Annotated in this window: 11 protein-coding genes; 5 read left to right on the top strand and 6 right to left on the bottom strand. The window is 67.0% G+C overall.

The genetic code is table 11. The features are described from left to right. Positions 1 to 46 precede the first annotated feature (46 nt). Positions 47 to 2767 carry a GNAT family N-acetyltransferase gene (locus WMN78_RS19575; protein WP_340535428.1) on the bottom strand — a complete coding sequence of 907 codons (2721 nt, stop codon included), beginning with the start codon at positions 2765 to 2767 and terminating at the stop codon, positions 47 to 49. Positions 2768 to 2820: 53 nt separating this feature from the next. On the opposite strand from WMN78_RS19575, the gene WMN78_RS19570 reads away from it, so the two are divergent. Next, positions 2821 to 5319 (top strand): DNA topoisomerase IV subunit A, encoded by a 2499-nt coding sequence (locus WMN78_RS19570; protein WP_340535427.1) that lies wholly within the window; start codon positions 2821 to 2823, stop codon positions 5317 to 5319. A gap of 9 nt (positions 5320 to 5328) precedes the next feature. Next, complete coding sequence (locus tag WMN78_RS19565) at positions 5329 to 5847, top strand: DinB family protein (RefSeq protein ID WP_340535426.1); 519 nt, start codon at positions 5329 to 5331, stop codon at positions 5845 to 5847. Between the two features lie 37 nt (positions 5848 to 5884). On the opposite strand, the gene WMN78_RS19560 is transcribed toward WMN78_RS19565, so the two are convergent. Genes WMN78_RS19560 through WMN78_RS19545 form a run of 4 tightly spaced genes read right to left on the bottom strand, consistent with a single transcriptional unit; the run spans position 5885 to position 13211 of the window. Next, positions 5885 to 6964, bottom strand: coding sequence for a GNAT family N-acetyltransferase (locus WMN78_RS19560; protein ID WP_340535425.1), 1080 nt, complete (start codon positions 6962 to 6964; stop codon positions 5885 to 5887). A gap of 9 nt (positions 6965 to 6973) precedes the next feature. Continuing rightward, the gene (cydD, locus tag WMN78_RS19555; protein ID WP_340535424.1) at positions 6974 to 10537 is read right to left on the bottom strand and encodes a thiol reductant ABC exporter subunit CydD; all 3564 of its coding nucleotides are present in this window, start codon (positions 10535 to 10537) and stop codon (positions 6974 to 6976) included. 6 nt (positions 10538 to 10543) lie between these two features. Then, positions 10544 to 11593 (bottom strand): cytochrome d ubiquinol oxidase subunit II, encoded by a 1050-nt coding sequence (cydB, locus tag WMN78_RS19550; RefSeq protein ID WP_340535423.1) that lies wholly within the window; start codon positions 11591 to 11593, stop codon positions 10544 to 10546. 19 nt (positions 11594 to 11612) lie between these two features. Next, a complete protein-coding gene (locus tag WMN78_RS19545; protein WP_340535422.1) occupies positions 11613 to 13211 on the bottom strand; it encodes a cytochrome ubiquinol oxidase subunit I in 1599 nt (532 codons plus the stop codon). 274 nt (positions 13212 to 13485) lie between these two features. Here WMN78_RS19545 and WMN78_RS19540 point away from each other — a divergent pair, with 274 nt between their 5' ends. Further along, positions 13486 to 13872, top strand: a complete 387-nt coding sequence (locus WMN78_RS19540; RefSeq protein ID WP_340535421.1) for a BlaI/MecI/CopY family transcriptional regulator — start codon at positions 13486 to 13488, stop codon at positions 13870 to 13872. A gap of 6 nt (positions 13873 to 13878) precedes the next feature. Further along, positions 13879 to 14883, top strand: coding sequence for a M56 family metallopeptidase (locus WMN78_RS19535; protein WP_340535420.1), 1005 nt, complete (start codon positions 13879 to 13881; stop codon positions 14881 to 14883). A 20-nt stretch (positions 14884 to 14903) separates the two neighbouring features. On the opposite strand, the gene WMN78_RS19530 is transcribed toward WMN78_RS19535, so the two are convergent. After that, entirely contained in the window at positions 14904 to 17012 is a 2109-nt protein-coding gene (locus tag WMN78_RS19530) for a DNA topoisomerase IV subunit B (protein WP_340535419.1), read from the bottom strand. Between the two features lie 224 nt (positions 17013 to 17236). Here WMN78_RS19530 and WMN78_RS19525 point away from each other — a divergent pair, with 224 nt between their 5' ends. After that, the gene (locus WMN78_RS19525) at positions 17237 to 17458 is read left to right on the top strand and encodes a DUF7455 domain-containing protein (RefSeq protein WP_305940551.1); all 222 of its coding nucleotides are present in this window, start codon (positions 17237 to 17239) and stop codon (positions 17456 to 17458) included. The last annotated feature ends 107 nt before the right edge of the window (positions 17459 to 17565 follow it).

Raw genomic sequence — 17565 nt, 5'->3', positions numbered from 1 at the left:
TTTTCACAGATCGACTGGGCACTTGCTAACTGTGAGCCCGGGTCCGCTAGCTCCGCATGGCCCGGCGCGCGCTGTCTGTCCGCTGGGCGGCGTTCGCTATCCGGACATCGGCGGCCAGGATTGATACCCCCCGGGGGCCGGCCAGCACGGGGTTGAACTGGACCAGCGCTATCTCGGGGTGGTTGTCCTTCAGCCAGGTCAGCCGCGCGGCCAGGTCCTCCAGCGCTGCCACATCCACCGCCGGCAGCCCCTGGTAGCCGAACAGTTTCCGGGCCGCCCGCGGTGCCCGGATGAAGTCGTGCACATCGGCTCCGGACAGCGGCGGAACCCGGTGCGCCCAGTCCTCCAGCAGGTTCACCGCGTCGCCGGCCAGTCCGAAGGAAATCACCGGACCCAGCAGGGGGTCCTCGATAGCCCGGAACGTGCAGGCCTGCCCCACCGGCGCCATGGTCTGGACTTCCATGGACGGTGATCCGTACGGTGCCAGGGCGCGGCGCATTTCGACGATGTTCCGCCGCAGCGAATCCGCGTCCTGGATGTCCAGCCGCACGCCGCCAAGGTCCAGCCGGTGGCGCAGGGCGGGATCGGTGGTCTTGAGCACCACCGGCCAGCCCAGCCGTTCTGCGGCCGCGACGGCCTCGTCCGGCGTGTCGAAACCCGCGGAGGGCACCACGTGGATGCCGTAGTGGGACAGCAGCGTGGCCGCCTTCACCGGGTCGAGCTGCACCAGCTGCTCACCGGGGACGTCATGGAGCAGTTCCTCCAGCTCGGTCCTGACACTTTCCGGGTCGCAGCCATCAGGTTCCACGAACAGGCCCTTGTCGCGGTCCACCCATTCGGCGTACTTGACCACGGCGGCGAGCGCAGCGACCGCGGCGCCGGGGTTGGAGTAGCACGGCACTGATCCGCTTGCGGGTTCATCCTCTACGGAGTGGACCGACACAGACTCCGCCCCCACCATGCCCTCGACATAGACGGACGGGTCCAGGATCCCGGTGAAGGCGGCGACTACCGGCTTCCCGGCCGCTGCGGAGCACTCCGCCAGGACACCGGCAATTTTCTCCACGGTGAGGCCGCGTGCCGGCAGCAGCGCAACCACCACGGCATGGATGGTGTCAGCGGCGAGTATCCCGGTCAGGCTCTGGCGGAGGGCAGGCAGCGCCAGTGACATCCCGGCGTCGAGATCCACGTCGGTGACGATCCGCTCAACGCCCAGCCCGTTGGCGGCGGCACTGTCCGCCACCACTTTGCCGAGCGCGCGGGAGTTGCTGAAAACGGCGATGTCCGCCCCGGCAGGGAGCGGCTGGCGGGCCACGATCTGTGCCACGTCCATGAGCTGTTCAATGGTCTCCACGCGGATCACGCCGGACTGGCGCATCATCGCGTCCAGGGCACCCGGCGGCGCCTGCGTCGTCCGTACCGCATGTCCCGGGGGGAGCTGGAGGCCCATCGAGTCCGATTTCGCCACAATGACGGGCTTGGTGCGGGCAAGGCGCCGCGCCAGCCGGGAAAACTTGCGCGGGTTGCCGATGGATTCGAGGTAGAGCCCCACCGCGGCGGTGTCCGCGTCGTCTTCCCAGAACTGCATCATGTCGTTGCCGGAGACGTCCGCACGGTTGCCGGCCGAAAGGAAGGTGGAGAGGCCCAGCCGGCGCCGGCTGGAAGCGGCATACAAAGCCACTCCGATGGCGGCGGACTGGCTGAACAGGCCAAGGCCGCCCCGGCGCGGCAGGCTCGGCGCCATGGACGCGTTCAGGGACACGGCCGGGTTGGTGTTGACGATTCCCAGGGATGCGGGCCCGATCACACGCATGCCGTTGGACCGTGCCTGGCGGACCAGCTCGCGCTGCCGGGCCAGCCCTCGTTCGCCGTCGTCGGCGTACCCGGCCGTCGCCACCACGACGCCCTTGACTCCTGCGGCCGCACAGTCCGCCACTACCTTGGGGACTTCCTCATACGGGACGGCGATAATGGCCAGCCGGACGGGGTCCGGAACGTCGGAGAGCCTGGCGAAGGACAGCATTCCCGCGAGTTCGAGCGCCTCGGGGTTGATTGCGTAGACCGGCCCGGTGAAGCCCCCCTCAATGATGTGCTCCAGCAACTGGTAGCCGACGGTGCCCCATTTACGGCTGGCACCGATCACCGCCACCGACGACGGCGCCAGCAGCTCCTGGATGCTGCGCGCCTCCGCGCGGTGCTCACGGGATTCCATCACAGCCCGCGACTTTTCCGTGGGGTCGATGTTGAACTCCAGGCTCACCACGCCGTCGTCGAAATGCCTCTTGACGTCATAGCCGGCATCGGAGAAAACCATCAGCATCTTGCGGTTTTCCGGCAGCACTTCGGCGCTGAATTTGCGGATGCCGTTCTCGCGGGCGGCGGCCGCCAGATGCTCCAGCAGGATCGACCCGATGCCGCGCCCCTGGTGGGCGTCGGCTATATTGAAGGCAACCTCGGCTTCTTCGGGATCGGCCAGCCGGTCGTAGCGGCCGATGCCCAGGATTTCGCCGCCGATGGTGATCACCAGCGCCACCCGGTCCTTGTAGTCCACTTCCGTGAAGCGCTTCAGCTCCTTGCTGGAGAGCCGCGCCTTGAAGGCGAAGAACCGCATGTAAATGGACTTCTGCGACTGGCCGGTATGGAAAGCCTGCACGGCGTCGGAATCTGAGGGGTGGATAGGACGCACATGAGCCGTCCCGCCGTCCCGCAAAACGACATCGGCTTCCCAATATTCCGGATATACGCCGTCCCCGGGCTGATCCACCATAGGGTTAGCCTAGCTAAAATTCGCCAGTAAACCGTTAAGGATCCACCAGCCCCATGGCCCGCCGCCAAAGTTCCGCCCCGGCAGGGGACGCCGTCCAGGACTACACCGAGAACATCGTTGACATCGACGTCACGTCGGAAATGGAAGGCTCGTTCCTCGAATACGCCTATTCGGTCATCTATTCTCGGGCCCTCCCGGACGCCCGTGACGGCCTGAAACCGGTGCAACGGCGCATTCTCTACATGATGAGCGAGATGGGACTGCGCCCGGACCGCGGCCATGTAAAGAGCGCCCGCGTGGTGGGCGAGGTCATGGGCAAGCTGCACCCGCACGGCGATACTGCGATCTACGACGCCATGGTCCGCATGGCGCAGGACTTCTCGCTGCGGCTGCCGCTGATCGACGGCCACGGCAACTTCGGCTCGCTCGACGACGGCCCGGCGGCCCCGCGGTACACCGAGGCCCGCCTCGCGGCGGCGGCGCTCACCCTCACCGACCACCTCGACGAAGACGTCGTGGATTTCGTCCCCAACTACGACAACCAGCTCACCCAGCCGGACGTCCTCCCGGCGGCGTTCCCCAACCTGCTGGTCAACGGCGCCACCGGCATCGCCGTCGGAATGGCCACCAACATGGCCCCGCACAACCTGGTGGAAGTCATCTCCGCAGCCAGGCACCTGATCGCGAACCCGGAGGCCACCCTGGAGGACCTCATGCGGTTCGTCCCCGGACCGGACCTGCCCACCGGCGGGCGGATCGTGGGGCTGGACGGCATCCGGGACGCCTACGCCACCGGCCGCGGCTCGTTCAAGACCCGCGCCAAGGTGGAAGTGGAGCAGCTCTCCGCCCGCCGCACCGGCCTGGTGGTCACCGAACTCCCCTACATGGTGGGCCCGGAAAAGGTGATCGAGAAGATCAAGGACGCCGTCAACGGCAAGAAGCTGACCGGCATCAGCGACATCGTGGACCTCACCGACCGCAAGCACGGGCTGCGCCTGGTCATCGAGCTGAAGAACGGCTTCAACCCGAACGCCGTGCTCCAGCAGCTTTACCGCTACTCGCCGATGGAAGATTCCTTCGGCATCAACAACGTGACGCTCGTGGACGGCCAGCCGCAGACGCTGGGGCTGGTGCAGCTCCTCTCCGTCTACGTGGACCACCGCATCACCGTGGTGCGGCGGCGCACGGCCTTCCGGCTGGCAAAGAAAAAGGACCGCCTCCACCTGGTGGAGGGCCTCCTGATCGCCATCGTGGACATCGATGAGGTCATCCAGATCATCCGGTCCTCCGACGAGGTGTCCGCCGCCCGTGAACGCCTCATGTCCATTTACGACCTCACCGAAATCCAGGCGAACTACATCCTGGAACTCCGGCTCCGGCAGCTGACCAAGTACTCGCGGATCGAGCTTGAAAAGGAGCAGGACCAGCTCAAGCGTGAAATCGCCGAACTGGAGGCCATCCTCGGCTCCGACCAGCTGCTGCGCGAACTGGTGTCCGACGAACTCGCTGAGATCGCCGAAAAATACGGCACCCCCCGCCGGACCGTCCTGCTCGAATCCGAAGCAGTCTCCCCCACCGTCGCCGCGCTGGCCGCTGCACCGGGAGGCAAGGGAAAAGCTGCACCCCTCGCACTGGAGATCGCCGACGACCCCTGCTGGGCCATCCTCACCGCCAGCGGACAGATCGCCCGGACCTCCAACCAGGAGCCCCTCGCCGAGTCCGGGCCGCGGTCAAAGCACGACGTCTTCCGGTCTGTGGTGAAAACCTCCGCGCGCGGCGAGATCGCCGCCGTCACGTCCTTGGGCAGGATGCTGCGGCTCCAGGTCATGGACATGCCCGTCCTGCCGCCGATGTCCGGGCTCCCCAACCTGACCGGCGGAGTGCCTGCCAAGGACTTCATTACGCTGCTGAAGGGCGAAGCGCTCGTTGCGTTTGTGCCGCTGGATACGGTGCTGGCGATCGGGACTGCGCACGGCATCGTCAAACGTGTGCAACCCGATTACCCCCTCAACCGCGAGGACTGGGAAGTCATCAGCCTCAAGGACAAGGACACAGTGGTGGGCGTTGAACCTGCCGCGGCGGACGACGTCGACCTCGTGTTCCTCACCCGGCAGGCACAGCTGCTGCGCTTCAGCGCATCGAATGTCCGGCCGCAGGGCCGCACCGCGGGAGGCATGGCCGGCATCAAGCTGGCCGCCGGGGACCAGGTGCTGTTCTTCGGAACTGTAGCCCCCGACGACGGGGACGCCGTCGTGGTGACCGTTTCCGGGACCGACGGCGCCCTGCCGGGTACGGCTCCGGGGGCCGGGAAGGTGACGGCGTTCGAGGAGTACCCCGCCAAGGGCCGGGCCACTGCCGGAGTGCGGGCCCACCGGTTCCTCAAGGGCGAAGATACGCTGCTTATCGCCTGGGCGGGCCACGGGCCGGCAAAGGCGTCGTCACTTGCGGGCGTGGCGCGTTCACTGCCGCAGGAGCACGGCCGCAGGGACGGCTCGGGCATCCCGCTGTCGCAGGCGGTGGAAGCCATTGGGCCCAGCATGACCTGGGCCTAGACTACTGGCATGCCTATCATCCCTGACGAAAAGGACTGGACCTGGGTACTGACCCGGGCCTGCCCGGAATGCGGCTTCGACGCCTCAACAGTCACTCCGGCCACAGTTGCCGGGAGCGTGTCCAACATGCTTCCGCGCTGGAGGGCGGCGCTCCGGCGGCCGGACGTTGCGGAACGCCCGGACGACGCAACCTGGTCCGTACTGGAGTACGCATCGCATGTCCGGGACGTCTTCAGCCTTTTCGACTACCGCCTGAACCTGATGCTGGGCGAGGACAACGCCCGCTTCGAGGACTGGGACCAGGACAAGACCGCGGTGGAGCAGGACTACGCCAATGCGGACCCCGCCGTGGTGAGCGCTGAACTGACCGCCGAGGGTGAACAGGTGGCCGGATCATTTGCCGGCGTGCACGAGGACGAATGGGGCCGGAAGGGTTTCCGGAGCAACGGTTCGGAATTCACGGTGATGACCCTTGCGCAGTATTTCCTGCACGACGTCGTCCATCACCTGCACGACGTCGACGCCTGACGCGCGCGGCAAAAGGACGGTTTGCTGCCGGCGGCGGTCAGCTGTGTCCGGCAAGTTCCTTGTCCCAGGCCAGGCTCCTGTTGACGGCGGTGTAGCCCATCTTTTCGTAGAGGGCGAGCGCGCCGGTGGGATTCTCTGAATCAACGTCAAGCGAGGCGCGGTCCATCCCGGCCTCCGCAAAGCGGCGCATCGCATCGGCGAGCAGGGCCTGGCCGATGCCCCGGCCACGGTACTCGCGGCGCACGCCCAGCAGGTCCGTGTAGCCCTCGCTGTAGCCCCTGGACGCCGCACTGTCGGGGTCGTGGCTGGCGAGTTGGTAGCCCGCGACGATTCCTGACGCGCGGTCCACGACCACTGCACTCAGGTCCGGCCTCGCCTGCGGATCATTGACGGTAAAACCCCAGGATTCCTCATCCCGCGGCTCGCTGCCCCAATGGTCGCTGAAGGCCGCGTTGTGTGCCTGCCGGACGCCTTCGCTGAGCTCCGGGCGCATGGTCACGAGGTCCAGCCCGTCATCGAGCCGCACCTCGGGAAGCGGAACGCCGTCCAGGTGCCGGTGCATTTCGTTGAAGTAGCGCACCACCTGGAATCCGGCTTTGCGGAGGAGCTGCTGCTGGTGCTCATGCTGCTGCTCCATGTGGATACGCAGCCGCGGCACGGGGCGGTGCCGTTCCGGCCTGCTGTCTGATGTCCCGCCGTCTGACGTCCTGCTGTCTTCGGTTTCGCTGTCTTCGGCGAAGCGCTGGATGGTCCGCTCGCTGAGCCATCCCAGCAGCGCCGTGCCGATCCCGCGGCGCTGCCAGGCGGGGTCGACGCAGCCGAAGCCGTAGGACTTGTCGCCGTCCTTGTTCTTGGTGATGCGGGCATAGGCGCGGGGAACCGCGCCGCCGTCCAGCACCAGGAGGGTGTTGTCTGCAGGATGGTTCTTTTTCGACTGCAGGATCTGGTCGAGGTCGGCCGCGCGCTCGAACCACACCGGCTTTTCCACCTCGGCTGTCCGGGCGATCAGTGCCGCCCATGCCTCGGTGTCCTGCTCAGTCGCAGGACGCCAGTCCAGGCCGTAGTCCGCGAGGGATTTCCGCCAGGATCCGGGCGTCGGAGCGTCGTCGTTCAGCATGGCAACAGGCTAGCTGCCGGCACCGCCCCGCGCCAGAACCGGTCCGGCTCCGGCAGCAGGACCGACGCCGGCGGCCGCGGCCGCACCAGCCGCCGCATCCAGGTCCAGCCGGCCGTCGGCCGGGTCAATGTCGTCAGGATTGTGCGTCACCAGGACCACGGTCCGCCCGGCCAGCCCCTGGCGGAGGTCAGCCAGCATTTCCCGGCCAGCCTCGGCGTCGAGGTGTGCGGTGGGCTCATCCAGCAGGATGACGTCGGCCCCGGTCATCAGCGTCCTGGCCACAGCCAGCCGCTGGCGTTCCCCGCCACTCAGGAATGCGCCGCCGGGTCCGATCCGGGTGTCGGAGCCGTCCTCCAGCCGGCGCAGCAGCGGTTCCAGCCCCACGGCGGCCAGGGCGTCAGCCATCTCCTGTTCAGCGTCGCCGGCTTTGCCTTCCGGCCGGCCGAGCAGGAGGTTGCCGCGGATGGTGGAATCGAACAGATGCGCCTCCTGGGGGCACCACGCGGCGCGTCCGCTGACGGCGATCCGGCCGGAGTGCGGCGGCAGGAACCCGAGCATCACGGCCAGCAAGGTGGATTTGCCGGATCCCGACGCTCCTGTCACGGCCAGCCAGCGGCCGGGTACCGCCGTCGCAGAAACACCGGTAAAGACCTCGGGTCCGGACGGCCAGGCCGCGGACAGGTCGTCAAGCTCCAAGCCGGGCTGCGCGCCGGCGCGGGGCGCAACGGGCTCCAGCCCGCCGGCAGTGTGGCCGGACGCGCCTCCGGCATGGGGACCGGATGCCTCAGCGTCCTGCGCGCCGGAAGCGTCCAGCACACCGGCCTCGCTGATCCGGTCAAGGACCAGGCGGAGCGCCGGGTACTGGCGCACCGCCGTCGTCATGGCGGCGTACGGATCCACCAGCGCCAGCTGCAGCAGGACCACGACGGCGGCCGTTGCGGGCGCCACGGATCCGTCCGTGACCTGGGGGCCGGCCAGCACTGCCGTGGCCAGCGCGGCGGCGCCGCAGGCGAGAACAGTCAGCGCCTGGCCCAGCCCTTCCGCCCAGGCGGAGCGTTGCGAGGCAGCCGTGGCCTCCTTGTCGGCGTCGCCGATGGCGGACAGCACCGGTGCGGCAACACCGTTGGCGTGCAGTTCGGCCCGGGCGTCCAGCGCTGCGGCGACGTCGCGCAGGACCCCGGAGCGGAGCCGCTGCTCGGCCTGCGCGGACATCCTGTCCGCCAGCAGGGCCGCGGCCGGCGCTGCCACGAGGGACACCAGCGCTGCGGCGATCACTGCGGGCAGGGCCACGGGCAGCAGGAGTGAGGTGGCCACCACAGCGCATACGCCCACCGCCACTGCGGTGACGGGCGGCAGGACCACCCGTGGCAGCAGGTCACGGACCGTGTCGACGTCGTCAATCACCGTTCCCAGGACGTTGCCGCCCTGCAGAAGCCGCCGCAGCGACAGGGCGCGACGGCTCAGGGAATCCCACAGCCGGCCGCGAAGCCTGGTGAGCGAGGCGAACACGGCGTCGTGGAGCAGGAGCCGCTCGGTGTAGCGCAGGACTGCCCTGCCGATGCCGAAGAACCGGACTCCCACAATGGCGGTGAGCAGGTAGAGGATGGGCGGCTGCTCGCTGGCCCGGATGATCAGCCACCCGGAGAGTCCTGCCAACGCCACGGCGAACAGGGCCGCCAGGACGCCCACCACACCTGCCGAGCCAAATTTGAGGAACTCCGGCCGCAGGAGCCTGAAAATCCGGGCGGGGGTGCTGGCTACTTCGGCGGCAGCGTCGACGGCCGGGGCCGCCGCAGTTGCCGTGGCCGCCGCCGTTGCCGGGGGCGGCGCCGTTGACGGGGGCGCCGTTGGGCCAGCTGCCGGCAGAACAGTGGCATGCCGGGCCGGCGGAGCATGCCCGGCCGCAGCGGCGTGTTCCCCTGCCCGCCCGGCCGTGGCACCTGCGGCAACAGCCACCACGTGGTCAGCGATCTCCCGGGTGGCCCGGTCGTGGGCCACCAGCAGGACGGTCGCCCGGCCGCGGAGCTTCAGGATGGATTCGTTGACCACGTTGGCGGAGTCACGGTCCAGGTGTGCGGTGGGTTCGTCCAGCAGCAGCAGCGTGGCTCCTGCCTCAATCCGTGCAAGCCCGCGCGCCAGGGCAACCCTGCGCAGCTCCCCCGGACTGAGCTCGGCAGGATGTTTCGCTGCCAGGTGTCCGGCTCCGGCCGCCTCGAGGCAGCGCTGTGCCTTCCCGGCTGTTGCGACTTTGGAAGTGCCGTCCTCCAGGTAGAGCTGCACCTCGGCCAGCACGCTTTTCTCCACCATGACCGGATGCTGCGGCACCCACGCGACATCCGACGGCGAGAACCCGGCAATGGTTCCGCTCACCGTTGTCCCGCCGCCTGTGCCCACAATTCCCGCCAGGACACCAAGGATGGTGCTCTTGCCCGCCCCGCTGGCACCGTCGAGGGCAGTGATCCGCCCGGCAGGCGCGTCGAAGGTAAGCGGTCCGACGGCGGGCTCCCGCCGTCCGCCGTACGCCACCACAAGGTTCCTGGCAGCTACCGACGGAAGGCCCGCACCGCCGTCGGACGCCTTCTCCCCCGGCTGCCGGTTGCCCAGCGGCTCCCTGCCGGCCTGCGGCCGAAGGGGCTGTACTTCGGGTGCTTCCATGACCGCGGTGACCTCGGCCAGGGCGGCACGTCCGTCGTCGCTGGCGTGATGGGCGGTGCCCAGTTCGCGCAGCGGCAGGTAGCAGTCCGGCGCCAGGATCAGGGCAAGCAGCCCGGCCTCGAGCGCCATGTCCCCGTGCACCAGGCGCACGCCGATGAAGACTGCCACCACGGCCACCGAGATCGTGGCGATGAGTTCCAGGGCCAGGGCGGAGAGGAAGGCCGTCCGGAGCGTGTCCATGGTCCGGGACCGGTACTGCTCCGAAATGTCCTCGAGCGCCTTGCGCTGGGCGGTGGCACGGCCCAGGCCCACCAGCACAGGCAGCCCTTTCGCCAGTTCCAGCATGTGGCCCGACAACCGTGCGAGGGCCGACTGCGCTTCCCGCACGCGGTCTTCGGTGTAGCGCCCGATCAGCACCATGAACAGCGGCACCAGCGGCACGGTCAGCACCACGACCACCGCACTGACCCAGTCAGCGAACAGGATCCGGGCGCCCAGCAGGAGCGGGATGGCGGCACAGTTGACGAGGGCCGGCAGGAACTGGGTGTAGTAGCTGTCCAGTGCGTCCAGGCCCCTGGTGGCGAGGATGGCCAGGCCGCCGTCGGACGGGCCGGCCGCCCGCGTGCCGTTCCGCAGTGCCCGCGCCAGCAGCGTCGCGCGGAGCTCCTCCTTGACCCCGAGTGCGGCCCGGCGCGAGGCCACGCCCTGGGCCCACACAGTCAGGGACCGGAGCACAACGCCGGCCAGTCCCCAGCCTAGCTGATCCGCCCAGGCCGGGCTCCCTGCGACCAGCCCGGCCAGCAGGGATGCCACGGCCTGTGCCATCAGAACCAGCGACAAAGCCTTGAGGGCAGCGAGGAGGCCCAGCCAATAGAGCGCTAGCCGGTTTGCGGGGCCGGCCGGGAACTGCGGTCTCATGTGGTCCTAGTCTTTGGGTGCCAGTGCCCGGGCGGCGATGGCAGGCAGGAAACTGTGGGCTTCCGGAATGTGGGCTGCGCTGACCCTGCGACGGAACACCCAGTAGGTCCACGCCTGGTAGGCCAGCACCAGGGGCAGGCCCACGCAGGCGACGATGGTCATGAGCCCCAGCGTGTAGTCCGAGGACGACGCATTGGAAATGGTCAGGTTGAAGTCCGGGTTGAGGGTGGAGGGCAGCACCACCGGGAAGGCCGCGCCGAAGATTGAGGCGCTGCCGAGCAGCAGGAACACCCCGAGCGACAGGAACGCCTTTCCCTCCAGGCCGCTACGACCGAATCGCCAGGCCAACACCGCCGCCGCGACCGCCGCGGCAACCGCCGCGATGGTCCAGGCCTCACCGCTGAGGAGCTGGACGCTGATGGCCCAGCCTGCGATGGGAAGCAACAGTACGGGAAGGAACCGGACAAACCAGTTGCGGGCGCGGTGCCGGACTTCACCGTCGGTTTTGAGTGCAAGGAACGCCAGTGCGTGCAGCAGCGAGAAGCACACCACGGCCAGGCCGCCCAGGACGGCGTAACCGCTGAACCAGGCGAAGGGTCCCCCTTCGCGGTCACCGTTCGCGTTCAGCGGCAGCCCGGTGGTGGTCAGCGCCAAAGCAGCGCCGACACCGAACGCAGCCACGAGGGAACCTGCCGCAATGGCCCAGTCCCACATCGCGCGCCACCGGTCCGTGTCCACTTTGCCGCGGTACTCGAAAGCCACGGCACGGAAGATCAGCGCCACGAGGACCAACAGCAAGGGAAGGTAGAGGGCGGAGAACAGCGAGGCGTACCAGAGCGGGAAGGCGGCGAAGGTGGCGCCGCCGGCGGTCAGCAGCCAGACCTCGTTGCCGTCCCAGACGGGTCCGATCGTGTTGAGCAGGACGCGGCGTTCGGTGTTGTTGCGGGCGAAGAGCTTCATCAGCATGCCGACGCCGAGGTCGAAACCTTCGAGAAAGAGGTATCCCGTCCACAGCACCGCGATGGCGATGAACCAGATGGTGGGCAGCAGTTCCATTGTCGAATTTCCTCTGCGCTTAGTAGGCGAATGCCAGGACGTCGTCGGAGCCGCCGGGCTTGCCGGTGCCGGGACCCGGTGTGGCATCCTCGTTCTCATCGACCGCGGCGTAGGCGAGTTCGGGCATGGCGGACACGACGCCGCCGCGGATGTACTTCACCAGCAGCTTCACCTCCACCACCAGCAGCACGGCGTAGACGGCCGTCAGGACCACGAGGGAGGTCAGCAGTTCTCCCGCGGAAACCCCCGGTGATACCGCGGCCGCGGTGAACATGAAGACCTGGTCGATGCCGCTGGGGTCCGGGTTGGGTGCCACGACGAACGGCTGGCGGCCCATCTCCGTGAAGATCCAACCGGCGGCGTTTGCGCCAAACGGCGCCATGATGCCGACGACGGCGAGCCGCATCAGTCCGCGGGACGCCGGCACGGTGCCCTTGCGGGTCAGCCAGAGGGCCACGAGTGCTGCCAGGGCAGCCAGTCCGCCGAAGCCGATCATCATCCGGAAGCCCCAGTAGGTCACTTCCATGACCGGGACATACTCGATTTCCTGCCCGGCGCGGTCACCGTAGATGGGGTTGTCCGGGAGGTGGGTTCCGTAGTCGGCCTTGTACTGGTCCAGCAGGCTGTTGACACCCTGCACTTCCGTGGTGAAGTCACCCTTGGCGAGGAAGGACAGGATCCCCGGAACTTCGATGAGCGCCACGATTTCGTCGCAGTTCTTGGAGCCGAGGTTGCCGACGCTGAGGATGGAGAAGCCGGTGCCGTCGTGGCAGGCGGCCTCGGCCGCGGCCATCTTCATGGGCTGCTGTTCGAACATGAGCTTGCCCTGGAGGTCACCGGTAAGGGCGGTACCGGCGAAGGAAATCATGGCGACGACGGCGCCGATCCGCAGGGAGCGGATCCAGACCTTGTAGTCAGCCTTGTCGCGGCCCGGGATGTCTGCTTCTCCCGGAACGACCTTGCCGTCGGGACCCACGGTGTCAATGCCGTCATGGCGGCGGCGCCACAGGTGGTACCAGGCGATGCCCAGCAGGAAGCCGCCAGCAACGGCCAGGGCTCCGAAGAGGGTATGCGGCACCGCGACGAGCGCGGTGTTGTTGGTGAAGACAGCCCAGGCGTCGGTCATCACCGGGCGGCCGTCGATCATTTCCACGCCCACGGGATGCTGCATCCAGCTGTTGGCCACGATGATGAAGTACGCCGAGAATACGGAGCCCACCACGGCAATCCAGAGGCAGGCCAGGTGAACGCCCCTCTTCAGCTGTTTCCAGCCGAAGATCCAGAGCCCCAGGAAGGTGGACTCGACGAAGAAGGCCAGGAGTGCCTCCAGCGCCAGCGGAGCCCCGAAGACGTCCCCGACGAACCGGCTGTACTCACTCCACGCCATCCCGAACTGGAACTCCTGCACGATGCCGGTGGCCACGCCCATGATGAAGTTGATGAGGAACAGCTTCCCCCAGAACTTGGTCATGCGCAGGTATTCCGGCTTGCCGGTGCGGTACCAGACCGTCTGCATGACTGCCACCACGAGGCCCAGCCCGATGGTCAGCGGGACCATCATGAAGTGGTACACGGTGGTGATACCGAACTGCCAGCGTGCGATTTCCAAAGCGTCCAAGGGAGTCCCTACTTTTGGCTAGGCTTTCATCAGTCCAAGTCTTCTACGCTTCGTAGAAAACTAACTTCTACAGAGTGTAGAACATTTTAGGGTGTGCAGTGTAACCAACAGTTCCACCGGCCGGAGCCAGTGGCAAGGGTGCGACGCGCCGATTGTTCTACCTCATGTAGAAAGAAATTCCAAAAAGAGGTAAATTTAGAACCTAAGTATTCGTAACCACGTTCCGCGACGGCCTTTCGGCCCCGCGGATCGGAACTTTAAGAAGGATGTAGGAATGGCAAGTCTTGGTGAACTGGAACGGGCAGTGATGGACCTGCTCTGGGCAGGCCAGGAAGCGGCCACCGCCAACACCCTGCGGGACCTGCTGGCGCAGAGCACCCAGGCCCAGGGCGGCGCCGCCGGCCACGAGGGCAAGGATCTCGCTGTGACCACCGTCCTGACCGTGCTCTCCCGCCTGGAGAAGAAGGGGCTCGTGGAACGCGAACGGGGAACCCGCCCGCACCGCTACCAGGCTGTCTCCAGCCGGGCTGACCACACCGCGGAACTCATGCACGAGGTTCTGGGATCAGCGCCGGACCGTGAAGCCGTGCTCGCCCGGTTCATTGGCTCCGTCACCGAAAGTGAAGCCGAAACACTGCGCAAACTGCTTGGCCACATCTAGCAGCGTATGTTCTGGACCTCATATTTGCTGGCGGTCCTGGCGATAGTCCTGGCGTGGCCGGTGCCTATCCTTCTCTCGCGTGCGCAATGGCCGGCCCGGTCACCATTCACCGCCATGCTGCTCTGGCAGGCAATCGCCCTTGCCGGCGGCCTGTCCATGATTGGCGCCATGCTGGTCTACGGCCTCGAGCCGATCGGTGACAACCTCCTGGCCGGCCTGCGGGGACTGGCCGGCATGGTCCTCTTCAACGCACCCACTACTGCGCTGGGCTTTTGGCATCTTTTCGCCCTGTCAGCGGCGGCCCTGCTGACGGCGCACCTTGTCTTTACGCTCCTGCTGACCTATTACCGGATCGAACGGCAGCGCAGGCGCCACCGCGAACTCCTGGCCCTCCTGGCGTCACCGTCCACCGACGGACCCGGAACCGTGGTCATCAACCACAATTCCCCCGTGGCCTACTGCCTTCCCGGCGGTGCCCGGTCAGTCACGGTGCTGAGCGACGGCCTGATGGCCGCCCTGGAGCCTGCGGAACTGCGGGCGGTCCTCATTCACGAAAACGCCCACCTCAGCCAGCGCCACCACCTCCTCCTGTGGGCCTTCGCGGCCTGGCGCCAGGCCCTCCCCTGGCTTCCCACCACGCGCCTCGCCCAGGAAGCCGTGAGCTCACTGATTGAAATGCTCGCCGACGACGTGGCCCTGAAGACCGAAAGCAAAGCCACGCTGATCAAAGCCATCGCCATCGTTGCCAGCGGACCGGGCGGCGCCCCCGGCGGCCGCGTGGACTTCAACGGCGACGGGCTGGCGCCTGCAGCAGACGAGATTGTCGACGCCGGCATCCACGGCGCGTCCGGCGGCGCCGGATCGGCCAGGACCACGGCCTCCCGGGTCAGCCGCCTGCTATCCCCGAAGGAGCCCTTGCCGGCGTCGCTGCGGGCACTTGTCCTGGCGGGCTGCCTGCTGCTCCTGGCGGTCCCCACGGCCCTGCTGATTGTCCCGGGGCTGCTCGGGTAGCTGTTCCCGGCCGGCAGCTCTCAGGCGTCGATCCGTTCCCGGTCCAGGCTCGCAGCTCCGGCAATGATGAAGTCCTTGCGGGGCGCGACGTCCGAGCCCATCAGCAGGTCAAACGTTTCCTCGGCATGCTTGGCGTTTTCGATTCCCACCTTGCGCAGCGTCCGGTGGCGGGGATCCATGGTGGTCTCCGCCAGCTGTTCGGCGTCCATCTCCCCGAGGCCCTTGTAACGCTGGATGGGTTCCTTGTAGCGCTTGCCTTCCTTGGCCAGCCGGGCCAGCAGGACATGGAGTTCAGCCTCGGAATAGGTGTAGATCATCTCGTTGGCCTTCTGCCCGGCATTGATCACCTCCACGCGGTGCAGCGGGGGCACAGCGGCAAACACCCGGCCCTCATCGATCATCGGCCGCATGTAGCGGAAGAAGAGGGTGAGCAGCAGCGTGCGGATGTGGGCGCCGTCCACGTCAGCGTCCGTCATGAGGATCACTTTTCCGTAGCGGGCGGCGCCGATATCGAAGCTGCGCCCTGACCCTGCGCCCACGACCTGGATGAGCGCTGCGCACTCCGCATTGGAGAGCATGTCCCCCACTGAGGCCTTCTGCACGTTCAGGATCTTTCCCCGGATCGGCAGCAGCGCCTGGAAGTCCGAGGAGCGGGCCAGCTTCGCGGTACCCAGCGCGGAGTCTCCCTCCACGATGAACAGTTCCGAGCGGGCAACGTCGTCGGTGCGGCAGTCCGCAAGTTTGGTGGGCATCGACGACGTCTCCAGCGCGTTCTTCCGGCGCTGCGTCTCTTTGTGGACGCGTGCCGAAATACGGGACTTCATCTCGCTGACGATTTTTTCCAGGAGCAGCGCGGACTGCGCTTTGTCATTGCGGTTGGCGGAGCTCAGTTTGGCGTTGATTTCCTTTTCCACCACGCGGGCCACGATGGCCCGGACGGCGGACGTGCCCAGGATCTCCTTGGTCTGGCCCTCGAACTGCGGCTCCGCCAGGCGTACGGTCAGCACCGCGGTCAGCCCTGCGAAGATGTCGTCCTTTTCAATCTTGTCGTTGCCGGCCTTGAGCTTGCGGGCATTTGTTTCCACGGCCTTGCGGAAGGTCTTGACCAGGGCCTGCTCGAACCCGGACTGGTGCGTCCCGCCCTTGGGGGTGGAGATGATGTTGACGAAGCTGCGGACTGTGCTGTCATAGCCGATGCCCCAGCGCAGGGCCACGTCCACTTCACAGTCGCGTTCCACTTCGGCCAGCTGGCTATGGCCCCGCTCGTCCAGGACCGGAACGGTTTCCTTGAACTTGCCTGAGCCGTGCAGCCGCCAGGTGTCCGTGACGGCAGGATCCGCGGCGAGGAAGTCCACGAACTCGGAGATGCCGCCGTCGTGGTGGAAAACTTCCTCGTGGCCGGCCAGCTCGCCGGGAGTGCCCGGAAGCCTCCGCTGGTCGCGGACGGTCAGCTTCAGGCCCGGGATCAGGAACGATGTCTGCCGGGCCCGGGCGGCCAGTTCGTCGTATGAGAATTTGGCGTCCGGGGTGAAGATCTGGCGGTCAGCCCAGTAGCGGATCCGGGTGCCGGTCACGCCGCGCTTGGCTTTGCCCACAACGTCAAGGACAGAGTCATTGACGAACGGTTCGAACGCCGACGCCGGATCAGGCTTGGTCCCGGGATCCTTGAACCGTCCGGGTTCGCCCCGCCGGAAGGACATCCGGTATGTCTTCCCGCCGCGGTCCACTTCGACGTCCAGCCGTGAGGACAGTGCGTTGACCACGGATGCACCCACGCCGTGCAGACCGCCCGACGCTGTATAGGAGCCGCCGCCGAATTTTCCACCCGCGTGCAGTTTGGTAAAGACGACCTCGACGCCGGTCAGTCCGGTCTTGGGTTCAACGTCGATGGGGATGCCGCGTCCGTCGTCATGGATCTCCACGGAGTTGTCGGCGTGCAGGATGATCTGGATGTCGTGGCCGAAACCCGCCAGGGCCTCGTCGACTGAGTTGTCGATGATCTCCCAGAGGCAGTGCATCAGGCCGCGGGAGTCGGTGGAACCGATGTACATGCCCGGGCGCTTGCGGACGGCCTCGAGGCCTTCCAGTACAGACAGGTGCCGGGCAGTGTAATCAGAACTTGGTGCCACGGGTTGTGAACTCCTTCAGTGACGGGACAGCTAAGGCTTTTGACGCTCTTCCTAGGTTAGTCGGCCCGCGCCGGGACGCCGGCCAGCCACTCCCTCATCGACCTCGTCCGGCCTTAGCCGTTACGGAACGGTGATACGCGCACAGCGAAAGTGATCCATCCTTGTCATGGTTTTGCTACGAATGCTGGTTATATAGATATACAGATCTACTAAGGAGGCCGAAAATGACAACAGCAGTTGCGGACCGCACGCTCAACGCACTGGACCGGTGCGATCGTTGCGGAGCACAGGCGTACGTCCGGGTTGTTCTTGAGACCTCCGGCGGGGAGCTGCTCTTCTGCGGCCACCACGCGCGGGCAGTCGAGGCGACGCTCAAGCCGCTGAGCTCCGACTGGCACGACGAGACGGGCCGGCTTCACGAGAAGCCGCCGGTATCAGTGGACTAGGCAACTCTCTGATTGACACAGGGCCCCTCCGTTTCGGAGGGGCCCTGTTTTATGTGCCGGGTTTTCCGCCCATGGGAAAGGCCCCGCCAGCCGGCGGGGCCTTTCCC

This window comes from Arthrobacter oryzae (assembly GCF_037911235.1).
Taxonomy (GTDB): Bacteria; Actinomycetota; Actinomycetes; order Actinomycetales; family Micrococcaceae; genus Arthrobacter; species Arthrobacter oryzae_E.
The sequence above is the reverse complement of the archived record's forward strand: the minus strand, read 5'-3'. Positions and strand labels throughout refer to the sequence as shown.

Coding starts and splice junctions, on each gene's coding strand:
- WMN78_RS19575 (WP_340535428.1), bottom strand. CDS start 2,767: ATGGTGGATCAGCCCGGGGACGGCGTATATCCGGAATATTGGGAAGCC.
- WMN78_RS19570 (WP_340535427.1), top strand. CDS start 2,821: ATGGCCCGCCGCCAAAGTTCCGCCCCGGCAGGGGACGCCGTCCAGGAC.
- WMN78_RS19565 (WP_340535426.1), top strand. CDS start 5,329: ATGCCTATCATCCCTGACGAAAAGGACTGGACCTGGGTACTGACCCGG.
- WMN78_RS19560 (WP_340535425.1), bottom strand. CDS start 6,964: ATGCTGAACGACGACGCTCCGACGCCCGGATCCTGGCGGAAATCCCTC.
- cydD (WP_340535424.1), bottom strand. CDS start 10,537: ATGAGACCGCAGTTCCCGGCCGGCCCCGCAAACCGGCTAGCGCTCTAT.
- cydB (WP_340535423.1), bottom strand. CDS start 11,593: ATGGAACTGCTGCCCACCATCTGGTTCATCGCCATCGCGGTGCTGTGG.
- WMN78_RS19540 (WP_340535421.1), top strand. CDS start 13,486: ATGGCAAGTCTTGGTGAACTGGAACGGGCAGTGATGGACCTGCTCTGG.
- WMN78_RS19535 (WP_340535420.1), top strand. CDS start 13,879: ATGTTCTGGACCTCATATTTGCTGGCGGTCCTGGCGATAGTCCTGGCG.
- WMN78_RS19525 (WP_305940551.1), top strand. CDS start 17,237: ATGACAACAGCAGTTGCGGACCGCACGCTCAACGCACTGGACCGGTGC.